Origin of the sequence: Enterococcus sp. DIV2385, from assembly GCF_051711925.1 — a bacterium.
GTDB lineage: Bacteria > Bacillota > Bacilli > Lactobacillales > Enterococcaceae > Enterococcus > Enterococcus faecalis.
The window spans coordinates 1,422,153-1,436,290 of the sequence record NZ_JBIONV010000001.1 but is presented as its reverse complement, the minus strand read 5'-3'; the positions used below and the strand labels follow the sequence as shown (position 1 = coordinate 1,436,290).

The following is a 14,138-nucleotide window of genomic DNA, read 5'->3' as shown; positions in this document are numbered from 1 at the left end:
AGAAGATGTGAAAGAGGTGTTTTTTGTTGGAAATTTTACAACGACAATTATTATTTAAATTAGCGGTATGCCAAGGAATTGGCAATTTAGGTATCTTAAAAGTGTTACAAGAAGCTATCGCACAAAAGCGTGTTGATTTTTCCAGTACAGAAATTATTAGAATTGCTGAAATCAAGAAATATCGTGAATTATTTGAACAATCTTGGTTACACCATACGATTCATAGTGAAGCGTTATATATACGACAATGCCAACACCAATTTATGACAATTTTAGATGCCGTCTATCCTAAATTATTACGAGAAATTTATAATCCACCAGCAATTCTTTTTTATAGAGGAAATTTACAATTGTTAAGCAGAAGGAAAATTGGCATCGTCGGCGCTCGCTATGCCACTTCGTATGGGTTAAGAGTGACTGAAGCTCTGGTTCCTAAAATAGTCAAAGAAGGATTCACAATCGTCAGTGGTCTTGCCAAAGGCATTGATAGTCGTAGCCATGAGATGGCCATCCAGAACGGGGGTCAGACAATTGGAATTTTAGGCACTGGATTAGATGTATATTATCCGTATGAAAAGAAAGAATTACAGCAAACTATGAAGCAGAATCAGCTTGTTTTAACAGAATATGTGAATGGGAGTGGGCCGAAAAAATATCATTTTCCTGCACGTAATCGCATTATTGCTGGATTATCTTTAGGGGTCTGCGTGATGGAAGCTCGTAAGAATAGTGGCTCTTTAATTACTGCACAAGCGGCGATGGATTACGGGCGCGAGGTATTTGCCGTACCGGGAAGTATTTTCCACTCTTTTTCAACAGGCTGCCATGAATTAATTCAGGACGGCGCTAAATGTGTTCAGACAATTGATGATATTTGTGAAGAATTGTGACTTTTACTAATTGTGAATTGACAACCTACGTTCACTTCGGTACTATTTAATCAGATTTTAATCTTTTGGTTGGTAGTTAGGAGTGTCTAAATGGAAACGGTTGTTAGAAAAAGATGGTTGTTTGGTATGCAGCTACTGGGCTTTTTGATTTTGTATCAAATTCCTTTGATGATGGTCTCAGTTGTTCGATTTTCTACAGAAAATTTTTGGTTTCGCTTTGTTAGTGGATTAGTGGCTGTTGGACTTGGTGCCTATTTCGTCTATCTATTTGTTGCTTTTTTGAAAAAGAAAAAGCTCATAACTTGGACTTTTTTAGGAATCAAAGAAACCTTGCCAGTGGTCTTGTTAGGTTTGGTGATAATCTTTTGTGTGGGAATATTTGGTGATTTCTTATTACGTCTGGAAGGACTAGAGACGACCTCTAACCAACAAAGTGTTGAAGAAATTGTCCAAGCCATTCCTAAAGGGCTTATACTTATTTTTGCAGGTGTGATTGGGCCAATTTTCGAAGAGGGAATTTTTCGTGTCGGGATTCAAGCGTTTTTCAAGCCAGCTTCAAAAATAGGCATACTCGTTTCTTCTATTTTATTTGCACTTGTGCACACGCCGACAGATATAGGTAGTTTTGTTATTTATTGGGGCATGGGTTTATCTTTAAGTTGGGTCTATCTACGCACGGATCGCTTTGAAGCTGCTGTCTTGACTCATTTTATTTGGAATGTTTTGGGTATTTTAATGCTTTAGGATAAAATCTATAAATCATAGGCATTTTTTATTTATAAATTCGGACAGTCAAACAGAAATGACAGAAATGTTAGAAAGCCTAGTCTTGACAAACCTATTCTATATAGCATATGATGTATTACGATTTGTGCGTTTTTTACATATATTATATAGTAGGAAAGCGAACGCGAAAGGAGCTAATTGAATGGCCTATAAGTATCTCGTGATTGTAGAATCACCTGCCAAAGCCAAAACAATTGAAAAATATCTAGGAAGAAACTACAAGGTGGTTGCCAGTGTTGGTCACATTCGCGATTTACCAAAAAGTAAAATGGGGATTGATATTGAAAATAATTATGAACCTCATTATATTTCGATTCGCGGAAAAGGCGATGTCATCAAAAGTTTAAAAGCGGCTGCAAAAAAAGCTGAAAAAGTCTATCTCGCAGCCGATCCGGACCGAGAAGGTGAAGCAATTGCTTGGCATTTAGCTTATCTTCTTGGCCTTGATTTAAAAGATAAAAACCGTGTGGTATTCAATGAGATCACTAAAGAAGCGGTAAAAGCGGCATTTAAAGAACCTAGAACCATCAACGTTGATTTAGTTGATGCACAACAAGCACGGCGCATTTTAGACCGTTTAGTCGGATACTCGATTAGTCCTATTTTATGGCGTAAAGTCAAAAAAGGCTTGAGTGCTGGTCGTGTGCAATCTGTTGCTTTAAAAATGATTATTGATCGAGAAAATGAAATTCGAGAATTTAAACCTGAAGAATATTGGAGTATTGATGGGAATTTCCAAAAAGGTCGCAAGAAATTCAAAGCAAATTTCTGGGGCGTAGATGGTAAAAAGAAAAAATTACCAAATGCAGAAGCGGTGAAAGAAATCACTTCTCGGATTGACGGTAAAGATTACGATGTTACAAAAGTTGAGAAAAAAGAACGGAAACGTAATCCTGCATTACCTTTTACAACCAGTAGTTTACAACAAGAAGCGGCACGTAAATTAAATTTCCGTACCCGTAAAACCATGATGGTTGCGCAACAATTGTATGAGGGAATTGCTTTAGGGAAACAAGGCACTGTGGGGCTGATTACCTACATGCGTACAGACTCAACCAGAATTGCCGATTCCGCCAAAGCAGAAGCTGCTGAATTCATTGAAAAGACCTACGGAGATGAGTTCTCAGCACATGGCGGCCGCAAAGCAAAAAATACGCAAGGTGCACAAGATGCCCATGAAGCGGTTCGTCCGTCAAGCGTTTTAAGAACACCTGATGAAATGAAGAAGTATTTAGATAAAGATCAATTAAAATTATATACTCTTATTTGGTCGCGCTTTGTTGCTAGTCAAATGACACCAGCGATTTTAGATACCATGAAGGTCACGCTTCAACAAAACGGCGTAACGTTTATTGCCAATGGCTCCAAAGTGAAATTTAAAGGGTTTATGCAAGTATATGTTGAAGGACGCGATGATGGTAAAGAAGACAAGGAAAATATTTTACCTGAATTAGTGGAAGGTGACGTTGTTAAATCGGTCGATATCGAACCGAAACAACACTTTACTCAACCACCGGCTCGTTTTAGTGAAGCCACGTTAATCCGGACTTTAGAAGAAAATGGTGTGGGCCGACCATCAACGTATGCGCCAACATTAGAAACCATTCAACGGCGTTATTACGTGAAGCTAACCAATAAACGGTTTGAACCAACGGAATTAGGTGAAATTGTGAATTCTCTAGTTTCAGAGTTTTTCCCACAAATTGTCGATACACATTTTACAGCGACAATGGAAACGGACCTAGATAAAGTCGGTGAAGGCCAAGAAAAATGGGTTGAAGTTGTCGATCGCTTCTACAAGCCCTTCGAAAAAGAATTAACAAATGCCGAAGAAAAGATTGAAAAAATCCAAATTAAAGATGAACCAGCAGGCTTTGACTGCGAACTATGTGGACATCCAATGGTGATTAAACTGGGTCGCTACGGAAAATTTTATGCATGTAGTAATTTCCCAGATTGTCGGAATACAAAAGCGATCGTTAAAGAAATTGGCGTGACGTGTCCTGTGTGTCACGAAGGACAAGTTATCGAACGCAAATCAAAGAAAAATCGGATTTTCTATGGCTGTAGTCGGTACCCAGAGTGTGACTTCACTTCTTGGGACAAACCAGTAGGCCGACCATGTCCAAAATGTGGGCAATATTTAGTAGAGAAAAAAGTTAAAGGCGGCAAACAAGTCGTTTGTATCAATGGCGATTATGAAGAAAACGTCCAAAAATAAGAAAAATTGAGACCGAAGAATTTACTTCGGTCTTCTCTTTTAGTAAAATGAATTGAGTTTGTAAGAGACAGCTCTTAACTTCTTGACATAGAAAGGAATTTTTATACATGACAAAAAAAGTCACAATTATTGGTGCCGGTTTAGCCGGAAGTGAAGCGGCATGGCAAGTGGCCAATGCTGGCGTACCAGTTGATTTATATGAAATGCGCCCTGTCAAAAAGACACCAGCGCATCAAACAGAAAATTTTGCAGAGTTAGTTTGTTCTAATTCATTACGTGGAAATAGTTTAACCAATGCGGTAGGTGTTTTGAAAGAAGAAATGCGCCGTTTAAATTCAATCATTATTGGTAGTGCAGATCAAACCGCTGTACCAGCTGGCGGCGCCTTAGCAGTTGACCGTGATTCTTTTTCTGAAACAATCACTGAAAAAATTAAAAGTCATCCATTAATTACAATCAAAAATGAAGAAATCACTGATATTCCGGAAGGGATTGTAATTATTGCAACGGGTCCCTTAACCTCTGAAAGCTTATCTCAAAAAATTCAAGAATTTAATGGTTCTGAAGGCTTTTATTTTTACGATGCAGCAGCACCAATTATTGATAAATCAACAATTGACATGGATAAAGTTTATTTAAAATCTCGTTATAACAAGGGGGAAGCGGCTTACTTAAATTGTCCGATGACTGAAGAAGAGTTCAATGCTTTTCATGAAGCGCTAGTCAATGCAGAAGTGGTTCCTTTACGCACGTTTGAAAAAGAGAAGTTTTTCGAAGGCTGTATGCCCATCGAAGTAATGGCGCAACGTGGCATTAAAACCATGTTGTTTGGCCCAATGAAACCTGTCGGACTAGAAGACCCTAAAACAGGTAAACGCCCTTATGCTGTAATTCAATTACGTCAAGACAATGCTGCAGCTTCTTTATACAATATTGTTGGTTTCCAAACGCATTTAAAATGGGGTGAACAAAAACGAGTATTCCGTATGATTCCGGGATTAGAAAATGCTGAATTTGTTCGCTATGGCGTCATGCACCGTAATAGTTTTATGAATTCTCCAGAGTTGCTAAAACCAACCTACCAATCAAAAAAACGTGACGATCTGTTTTTTGCTGGACAAATGACTGGTGTTGAAGGATATGTTGAAAGCGCGGCAAGTGGTTTACTCGCAGGTATTAACGCAGCTCGTCTTGCCAAAGGGGAAGAGCCGATTGAATTCCCTCGCGAAACGACTTTAGGAAGTATGGCTTATTATATTACACATGCAGAAGGCAAACATTTCCAACCAATGAATGCAAACTTTGGGCTTTTCCCAGAGTTACCTGAACGAATTCGTGACAAAAAAGAACGCTATGAAGCGATTGCTAATCGGGCCTTAGATGTTCAAGCTCAAGTTATCCAATCTTTAGACTAAATTAGAAAAAATATGAGAAAAGACTGAGCATCATTGCTAAGAAATGCGATGATACTCAGTCTTTTAATTTTTAGAAAAAAATAACAAAAGCTAAAGAATAGTTAAAATTGTGAACATATTTAGAAATATTGATTAAATTCTGACAACTTAATTGTCTTTTGAAAAAGGTTATGCTAAAGTTACTTTGTAATCGAATGAGGAGGGCTATCACATGGAAGAAAAGAATTGGCCTGAGTTATTTGCTCGTTATCTTATTGTCGAAAGAGGCTATTCAGAAAAAACAAAAAAAGCATATCAAGAAGATATACAACATTTTTTTTCGTTTTTAAAGACTTCAGGTAATGACAATTATTTGACTGTGGAACATTTGGATGTTCGGGCTTATTTGAGCGAATTATACGATCAGGAATATAGCCGCAATTCGATTAGTCGAAAAATTGCCAGTTTGCGTTCTTTTTATCAATTCTTATTAAAAAATGAAGCAATCCAAGAGAATCCTTTTTCCTATGTTCATATGAAAAAGAAACAGTTACGGTTGCCCCGTTTTTTTTATGAAAAAGAAATGGATGCATTATTTGAGAGCGCACAAGGGGAGCAACCGCTTGATTTGAGAAATCAAGCGTTGCTAGAAGTTCTGTATGGGACTGGTATTCGGGTCAGTGAATGTGCGAACTTAACGGTGGACGCAGTTGACTTTCAAGCTTCTGTTTTATTGGTTCACGGAAAAGGAAATAAAGATCGATATGTGCCTTTTGGTTCATTTGCACAAGACGCCTTAAAGGATTACTTAGAGAATGGCCGCGCGCTATTAATGACAAAATATCAAAAAAAACATCCGTATATCTTTGTTAATCATCATGGTGAACAAATCACGCCAACAGGGATTGAATATGTCTTAAACCAACTAATTAAAAAAAGTTCATTAAATGCGGAAATTCATCCCCACATGTTACGCCATACATTTGCGACACATTTATTAAATAATGGCGCCGATATGCGGACAGTTCAAGAATTATTAGGACATGCTAATTTATCAACAACTCAGATATATGCGCATGTGACAAAAGAAAGTTTACAAAAAAATTATCGAACGTTTCATCCTCGTGCATAATGGAGGTAAACGTCTAGGAGGAACAATAATGGTTGAATCACAATTTCACTCTACAACAATTTGTGCAGTCGAAAAAGATGGAAAATTTGCAATGGCTGGTGACGGCCAAGTAACAATGGGCGAATCTGTCGTTATGAAAGGTACGGCCAAAAAAGTGCGCCGTATTTACAATGATGAAGTCGTTGTCGGTTTTGCAGGAAGTGTGGCAGATGCCTTTACATTAGAAGAAAAGTTTGAAGGAAAATTAAATGAATACAACGGAAACTTAACGAGAGCTGCGGTTGAGTTAGCCCAAGAGTGGCGTACACAACAGTCTATGCAAAAATTAGAAGCTATGCTGATTGTGATGAATAAGGAAGAAATGCTCTTAGTTTCAGGAACTGGGGAAGTCATCACACCAGACGATGGTATTTTAGCAATTGGTTCAGGCGGTAATTTTGCTTTGTCCGCTGCAAGAGCCATGAAAAACTTTGGCGATAAAGAAATGCCAGCGAAAGAGATTGCTAAAAATGCCTTAAATATTGCTGCAGATATCTGTGTATTTACGAATCATAATATCATTGTAGAAGAATTATAAGCGAGGGAAAATCCATGAATGAATTAAACAAAACACCAAAAGAAATAGTCAAAGAACTAGATCAATATATTGTTGGACAGCAAGCTGCCAAAAAATCAGTGGCGGTAGCTTTACGTAACCGCTATCGTCGCTTGCAATTAGAAGAAAATATGCAACAAGATATTACGCCTAAAAACTTACTAATGATTGGACCAACAGGTGTTGGTAAAACTGAGATTGCTCGTCGTCTCGCAAAAATTGTCAATGCGCCTTTTGTAAAAGTTGAAGCAACCAAATTTACAGAAGTAGGCTATGTTGGTCGGGATGTCGAATCAATGGTTCGAGATTTAGTAGAAAATGCGATCCAAATTGTTGAAAAACAACAATACAGTCGCGTGTATGCGCAAGCCTTGAAAAAGGCCAATCAACGTTTAGTCAAAGTATTAGTGCCTGGAATTAAAAAAGAACAAAAACAGGCTGGCGGTAATCAATTTGAACAAATGATGAACATGTTTAACATGGCTCAGCAACAGCAAGAAGCACAAGAAGAAGTAACGGAAGATATTCGAACGAATCGCCGAACAATTTTGGAACAGCTGGAAAAAGGTCTATTAGATAATCGTGAAGTAACAATTGAAATTGAAGAACCGAAGAAAACGATGCCAGCTATGAACAATGGCCTAGAACAAATGGGTATCGACTTAAATGAAACGTTAGGCGCTCTGTCACCAAAGAAAAAAATCGAACGTACTGTAACGGTGAAAGAAGCACAAGAATTATTAGTGAAAGAAGAATCAGCAAAAATTGTCAATGACGCTGATATTCATAGTGAAGCGATTCGTTTAGCTGAATCAAGCGGAATTATTTTTATCGATGAGATTGATAAAATCACCTCTAAAAGCCAACAAAATTCGGGCGAAGTCTCTCGTGAAGGAGTACAAAGAGACATTTTGCCGATTGTTGAAGGCTCCCAAGTTAACACGAAGTATGGTCCTTTACAAACAGATCACATTTTATTTATCGCTTCAGGTGCTTTCCACTTGTCAAAACCAAGTGACTTGATTCCAGAATTACAAGGCCGCTTCCCAATTCGAGTTGAATTAGATGATTTAACGGCTGATGATTTCGTAAGTATCTTGACTGAGCCAAACAATGCTTTAATTAAACAATATGTAGCATTAATCGGTACAGAAAATGTTTCAGTCATCTTTACCAAAGAAGCAATTGAACGGTTAGCACACATCGCTTATGATGTAAACCGTGATACAGATAATATTGGGGCGCGTCGTTTACACACAATTTTAGAACGTTTATTAGAAGATTTATTATATGAAGCACCAGATATGCAAATGGGTGAAATTACGATTACCGAAGCATATGTCAATGAAAAATTGAATGACATTGTTCAAAATGAAGATTTAAGTCGTTACATCTTATAAAAAAGGCTGGAGGAGAAAAGATGGCTACATTATTAGAAAAAACACGTCAAGTGAACGAGCTTTTGCAAAAAAATAATCTGTTTGACGTACAAGCAGAACTTCCGTACAACAAAATGGCAATGATTTTAGGGGATATTTTAGAAAGTAATGCGTATATTATTAGCAGTTCAGGTGATTTGTTGGGGTATACTGAAAAATTAGATGTTAATAATGCCCGTATCAAAAATATGTTTAAAGAGAAAAAATTTCCTCAAGGATACACCGAGGCCGTGGATATGCTCAAAGTAACCGAAGCAAATATTCCAATAGACAGTGATTTAACTGCATTTCCTTTTGAATCACGAGAGCTGTATCCGTTTGGTTTAACCACTATTGTGCCTTTGTACGGTGCCGGCAAACGCTTGGGTACGATTATTTTAGCGCGTGTTGAAAAATCCTTTAACGAGGATGATTTAGTGTTAGCTGAATATAGTGCGACCGTTGTCGGCATGCAAATTTTGTATCATCAATCCAGAACAATTGAAGCAGAAGTTCGCAGTGCGACTGCCGTGCAAATGGCCATCAACACTCTTTCCTATAGTGAATTAAAAGCCGTCCATGCCATTTTTGAAGCCTTAGATGGCGAAGAAGGTCGTTTAACTGCTTCAAGTATTGCAGACGAAATAGGCATTACTCGTTCCGTAATTGTGAATGCCTTAAGAAAATTAGAATCAGCTGGAATTATTGAATCACGTTCTCTTGGTATGAAAGGGACTTATTTAAAAGTATTAAATCAACAATTTATTAAAGAGTTGGAAAAATAAGCAATTGCTCGTATCAACTAGGAGGACAACGCAATGACTGTACAAATTGAAAATGAATTTCTAATCGCAACATTTGCTGAAGAAGGAGCAGAATTAGTAAGTTTACAATCAAAAGAAACCGGCATTGAATATATTTGGCAAGGAAATCCTGAATTTTGGGCCCGCCATGCGCCCGTACTTTTTCCGATTGTCGGTCGTCTAAAAGAAGATACGTATATGTACCAAAATCAAGCGTATCATTTAACTCAACATGGTTTTGCTCGTGATCAAGTATTTGATGTGATTGAAAAAGGTGGAGAAGAAGTTTCTTTTTCACTAAAATCAACAAAAGAAACCAAGAAGAAGTATCCTTTTGATTTTGAACTAGTGATTACTTATACATTAGAACATCAAGAATTGACTGTAAACTACCAAGTAGAAAACACAGGGAAAGAAGAGATGTATTTTGGGATTGGTGGTCATCCAGCCTTTAATGTACCTTTAGAATCTTCACTAACGTTTGAAGATTATTATCTAAGTTTTTCACCTAAAAAATCACGGACACAAATTCCCTTAGCAGGCCCGTTTATTGATTTAGCGAATAAAACGCTAGCCCAAACGAATACCAGCTTTGACTTAACGCATCAATTATTTGAAAATGATGCAATGATTTTTGAAACAAAAGGTCAAACAGCAATTACGATTGCCACAGACGAAAGTGACCATCAAGTCACTTTGAGTTATCCAGAAATGCCTTTTGTGGGGATTTGGTCACCGACACCGAAAGAAGCGCCTTTTGTCTGTATCGAACCTTGGTGCGGGATTGCTGATGCTGTCGACGCAACTGGCCAACTTGCTGAAAAATTTGGCATCAATAAGTTACCAGCTAACGAACTATTTAAAACACAGTATATGATTAGTGTAAAATAAAGAAAAAGGCTGTGAACAAATAATGTTCACAGCCTTTTTCTTTATTTTTTTGCACGTAAGCCAAAAGAAAGGCGACTTTCTGTTCCATTTTTAATTCGCTGAATGTTTTCACGATGACGGACAAAGATAAAAGTAGTCAAAGCAATCGCAATCACGGTTAATAACCAGTTAAATGTTGGTAAAATAGCTGGGACAGTGAAAGGCAAAATAATAGTAGAAAGTGTAATTAGTACAGCGCTAATCATACTTGTTAAACTCACCATACTGGTTAGATACAGACAAATCACAAAAATAAGAGCAGAATAAATAAAAAATGTGGGGCTGTATGCTAATAACATGCCAGCGCTAGTGGCTACGGCTTTACCACCTTTGAAATTGGCAAAAATAGGGAAGGTATGCCCTAAAACAGCTGCTACCCCAAAGAAGAGCGGATTCACGCCTTGTAAACCAAACAAATAGGGTAATGAAGTGGCTAACGTTCCTTTCAAGATATCCATTAATAATACCGTAATTCCGGCAGGTTTCCCTAAGACACGAAATGTATTGGTTGTTCCTGTATTCCCACTCCCAAATTGGCGTATATCTTTTTTAAAGAAAAGTTTACCAATCCAAACACCTGAGGGAATTGAACCTAATAAATAGGCAACAAGTAACAAAATGACGATTTTCATCAAGTTAACCTCTTTCTTATTCAAACTAGGATTTATTTTATCATGAATAGAAAAACGGAACAACGTCTAATAACTAAAACAAGAAAAGTTTTTCTTTTGCTTGAGGAAGCGTTGACAAATGGTTGATAACCGTTATAATAAATGTGTGTCATTAGACAAAGACGTCTAATCACTGGTTTGAAAATTAGTTATCAACGAAGATACAATATATATGTACTTATGAAGTGTCAGGGAAAGAGGTGCGAATCCTCTACAGACCTACCTACTGTATGGTGGATGAAACCAATAAGACCACAGATTATTCTGGAAGGATTGGGAGTAAGAAGAAGCTAAGTCAGGATACCGGCTTGATAAGTCTAATCATTCTTTTGTAGGAAAAAGAAGGGGCTTTGAAGATAACTGGCTGAGTATATCATTAGCATAGTTAAGTGACTGCTTTTTTTCTATTGGAGAAAAAAGTGGTTTTTTTGTATTGTTTTGACGTTGAGACAAAGGAGGTTCATTTCAGAAAATTTTCCCCAAAATAAAATAGACGAATGCGAGGATGAAAAAATGAAAAAATTTACTTTAACAATGATGACTTTAGGTTTAGTAGCAACACTTGGCTTAGCAGGGTGTGGCAAACAGGAAAAGAAAGCAACTACCTCTTCTGAAAAAACAGAAGTAACGTTACCAACCAAAGACCGTAGCGGCAAAGAAATTACTTTACCCAAAGAAGCAACCAAAATTATTTCCCTAGTACCATCAACAACAGAAGTGATTGAAGACTTAGGTAAAACCGACCAATTAATCGCAGTTGATACTCAAAGTAGTACAATGATGACTGATTTAAAAAAATTACCACAAATGGATATGATGGCTGTCGATGCCGAAAAATTGATTGCCTTGAAACCACAAATTGTTTATGTGAATGACATCAATTTAGCTAGCTCAGAAAGTGTTTGGAAACAAGTGGAAGATGCTGGAATTACAGTCGTTAATATCCCCACTAGTACAAGCATCAAAGCAATCAAAGAAGACGTCCAATTCATCGCGGATAGCTTATCTGAACATGAAAAAGGACAAAAGTTAATCCAAACAATGGATCAAGAAATCGACGAAGTAGCCAAAATTGGGAAAACTATTAAAAAACCAAAAACTGTTTTGTTTGAAGTGGCTGCCTTACCAGACATTTATAGTTTTGGTAATGGGACATTTTTAAATGAAATGATTGAAACAATTGGGGCAAAAAATGTTTTGGCAAATGAAAAAGGCTGGTTACCAGTGACAGAAGAAGCGGCCATTGCTGCAAAACCAGAAGTCATTTTAACCAATGTTAACTATATGAAAGATCCCGCCAAAGAAATTTTAGCTCGTAAAAACTGGGAAAACGTTCCTGCAGTTCAAAACAAAGAAGTTTTCGAAATTGATAACATGTCTAGCTCTTTACCAAATAACCACATTACCAAAGCATTAAAACAAATGGCAAAAGCTGTTTATCCAGAGGAATATAAGGATTTAAAAGATGAGTAAAAAAACGTGTCTCATACTGATGCTCTTGATCAGTATGAGCATGCTCTTTTTGGGTATTAAAATTGGAAGTGTTCAGATTTCGTTAACGGATTTGCTTCAAATTTTAGTGAAAAAGACGGTTTCAGAAGACGGGATTTTAGAGGGAATCATCTGGAATGTTCGGTTACCGCGTGTCGTGATGGCCTATCTCGTGGGCGCAGGCTTAGCAGTAAGTGGCACGGTGATGCAATCACTCTTAGGTAATCCTTTAGCTTCTTCGTATACTTTGGGCGTATCAGCGGGAGCATCCTTAGGCGCTGCGTTAATCATGGTAACTGGAGTAACTGCTTCGATCTTAGGGGGATTTTTATTGCCTTTAACTGGTTTTATCTTTGGCTTAGCAACGGTCTTTTTAGTTTTGTTATTTACGCAAACAATGGATAGTCAAATGTCCAATCAAACAGTTGTTTTAGTAGGAATGATTATGACCTTGTTTGTCGGTGCTATTTTGACGTTGATTACAGCACTTTTCCAAGATTATTTGAAACAATTAGTCTTTTGGCAAATGGGTAGTTTTTCTGGCAGTAATTGGCAAAAAATTGCTATTTATTGTCCAATCTTGCTTGTCAGCAGTCTGTTTCTTTGGTTTGATGCCAACGCATTGGATGTTCTTGGCTTAGGAGAAGAACATGCGATGTTATCGGGAGTAGAAGTCAAAACAGCAAAACTACGCATTATTCTTTTGGCTAGTTTACTAGCAGGAAGTGCGGTTTCATTTGTCGGTGTGATTGGTTTTGTTGATTTAATAGCACCACATATTGTCCGTCGCTATTTAGGGGCGACTCATCGCTGGCTGATTCCCGGTTCAGCAATCTTAGGTGGGACCATCATGGTAATAGGGGACACAATTGCTCGCACGATTTTATCACCAAGAGAAATTCCCATCGGGGCCGTAACAGCCTTGATTGGAGCGCCATTCTTCTTGTATATTTACTTTAAAAAAAGGGGCGTTGCTGCATGATTGAATTAAAAGAAACAGCTGTAACGCTCCAACAAACCCCCATTTTAAAAGATATTTCCCTCGTTTTTCCGACAGGTAGTAAAACTTGTATTTTAGGTCCAAATGGTTGCGGTAAAACGACACTTTTAAAAACGATTGCCGGACTTGTCCCTTATAGTGGTTCTGTTTTAATTGATGGTCAAGAAGTTCATGGACAAAAGCGGAAGGAATTGGCAACGAAAGTAGCGATGATGAGTCAATTCACGACAGTTGCTTTTGATTATACGGTTTACGAAACAGTTTTGATGGGGGCGTATCGACAACAAGCACAACGTTTTTTACCTATTGTTTCTAAACAAGAAAAAGAACGAGTCCTTTATTATTTAGAACGCACGGGTTTATTGCCTTTAAAAGATAAAGTTGTCAATCAGCTTTCAGGAGGACAACAACAACGAGTATTTTTGGCTAAATTATTTGTACAAGATCCAGAAATTATTTTATTGGATGAACCCAATAATCATTTGGATATTCGGTATCAACAAGAATTGATTCAGCAGTTAAATGAGTGGAGTGCGCAAGAAGGGAAAACGTTAATCGGGGTGTTTCATGATATCCGTTTAGCGTTAACGCTAAGTGAAAAAATTGTGTTTATGAAGCAAGGGAAAGTGGCCGCGCAAGGTGATTTTCAAACGTTGGCTTCCAAAGAATTTTTACAAACGATTTTTGAAACAGATATTGTCTCCTATTTTCAGAAACAACATAAAGTTTGGGAAACTATTCAATAATTTTGACAAGTTTTTTGGAAACAGGTAAGATAAAGGCAAAGAATCAGAAACACAATGGCGT

Annotated in this window: 13 protein-coding genes and 1 riboswitch; of the genes, 12 read left to right on the top strand and 1 reads right to left on the bottom strand. The window is 37.5% G+C overall.

What is annotated here, in order from left to right; translation table 11 throughout:
• Positions 1-26: 26 nt before the first annotated feature.
• The 9 genes from dprA to IGM04_RS07000 all read left to right on the top strand — a co-directional run bounded on the left by dprA (position 27) and on the right by IGM04_RS07000 (position 10,130).
• Entirely contained in the window at positions 27-890 is an 864-nt protein-coding gene (dprA, locus tag IGM04_RS07040; RefSeq protein WP_086317975.1) for a DNA-processing protein DprA, read from the top strand.
• Positions 891-980: 90 nt separating this feature from the next.
• Positions 981-1,634 (top strand): CPBP family intramembrane glutamic endopeptidase, encoded by a 654-nt coding sequence (locus IGM04_RS07035; RefSeq protein ID WP_086317904.1) that lies wholly within the window; start codon positions 981-983, stop codon positions 1,632-1,634.
• Between the two features lie 184 nt (positions 1,635-1,818).
• Positions 1,819-3,897 carry a type I DNA topoisomerase gene (gene topA, locus IGM04_RS07030; protein WP_002357484.1) on the top strand — a complete coding sequence of 693 codons (2,079 nt, stop codon included), beginning with the start codon at positions 1,819-1,821 and terminating at the stop codon, positions 3,895-3,897.
• A gap of 107 nt (positions 3,898-4,004) precedes the next feature.
• Positions 4,005-5,312: an FADH(2)-oxidizing methylenetetrahydrofolate--tRNA-(uracil(54)-C(5))-methyltransferase TrmFO gene (gene trmFO / locus IGM04_RS07025; protein WP_002357486.1), complete on the top strand. Its 1,308-nt coding sequence runs from the start codon at positions 4,005-4,007 to the stop codon at positions 5,310-5,312.
• A gap of 211 nt (positions 5,313-5,523) precedes the next feature.
• The gene (xerC, locus tag IGM04_RS07020) at positions 5,524-6,423 is read left to right on the top strand and encodes a tyrosine recombinase XerC (RefSeq protein ID WP_002377333.1); all 900 of its coding nucleotides are present in this window, start codon (positions 5,524-5,526) and stop codon (positions 6,421-6,423) included.
• Between the two features lie 28 nt (positions 6,424-6,451).
• Entirely contained in the window at positions 6,452-7,000 is a 549-nt protein-coding gene (hslV, locus tag IGM04_RS07015; protein WP_002357489.1) for an HslVU peptidase proteolytic subunit, read from the top strand.
• Positions 7,001-7,014: 14 nt separating this feature from the next.
• A complete protein-coding gene (gene hslU, locus IGM04_RS07010) occupies positions 7,015-8,418 on the top strand; it encodes an ATP-dependent protease ATPase subunit HslU (RefSeq protein ID WP_002360239.1) in 1,404 nt (467 codons plus the stop codon).
• A 20-nt stretch (positions 8,419-8,438) separates the two neighbouring features.
• The gene (gene codY, locus IGM04_RS07005; RefSeq protein WP_002357492.1) at positions 8,439-9,221 is read left to right on the top strand and encodes a GTP-sensing pleiotropic transcriptional regulator CodY; all 783 of its coding nucleotides are present in this window, start codon (positions 8,439-8,441) and stop codon (positions 9,219-9,221) included.
• 33 nt (positions 9,222-9,254) lie between these two features.
• Positions 9,255-10,130, top strand: a complete 876-nt coding sequence (locus IGM04_RS07000; protein ID WP_002363997.1) for an aldose 1-epimerase family protein — start codon at positions 9,255-9,257, stop codon at positions 10,128-10,130.
• Between the two features lie 41 nt (positions 10,131-10,171).
• On the opposite strand, the gene plsY is transcribed toward IGM04_RS07000, so the two are convergent.
• Positions 10,172-10,801, bottom strand: a complete 630-nt coding sequence (plsY, locus tag IGM04_RS06995; RefSeq protein ID WP_002360243.1) for a glycerol-3-phosphate 1-O-acyltransferase PlsY — start codon at positions 10,799-10,801, stop codon at positions 10,172-10,174.
• A gap of 205 nt (positions 10,802-11,006) precedes the next feature.
• Positions 11,007-11,166, top strand: a riboswitch (cobalamin riboswitch).
• Positions 11,167-11,284: 118 nt separating this feature from the next.
• Here plsY and IGM04_RS06990 point away from each other — a divergent pair.
• From IGM04_RS06990 to IGM04_RS06980, 3 genes are read left to right on the top strand one after another with little or no spacing between them, the layout of a single operon-like run.
• Positions 11,285-12,313: an ABC transporter substrate-binding protein gene (locus IGM04_RS06990; protein WP_002393386.1), complete on the top strand. Its 1,029-nt coding sequence runs from the start codon at positions 11,285-11,287 to the stop codon at positions 12,311-12,313.
• On the top strand, positions 12,306-13,313 hold the full coding sequence (locus tag IGM04_RS06985) for a FecCD family ABC transporter permease (protein WP_086317903.1): 1,008 nt from the start codon (positions 12,306-12,308) through the stop codon (positions 13,311-13,313). The genes IGM04_RS06990 and IGM04_RS06985 overlap by 8 nt, the downstream gene beginning before the upstream one ends.
• Positions 13,310-14,077, top strand: coding sequence for an ABC transporter ATP-binding protein (locus IGM04_RS06980; RefSeq protein ID WP_002365688.1), 768 nt, complete (start codon positions 13,310-13,312; stop codon positions 14,075-14,077). The genes IGM04_RS06985 and IGM04_RS06980 overlap by 4 nt, the downstream gene beginning before the upstream one ends.
• The last annotated feature ends 61 nt before the right edge of the window (positions 14,078-14,138 follow it).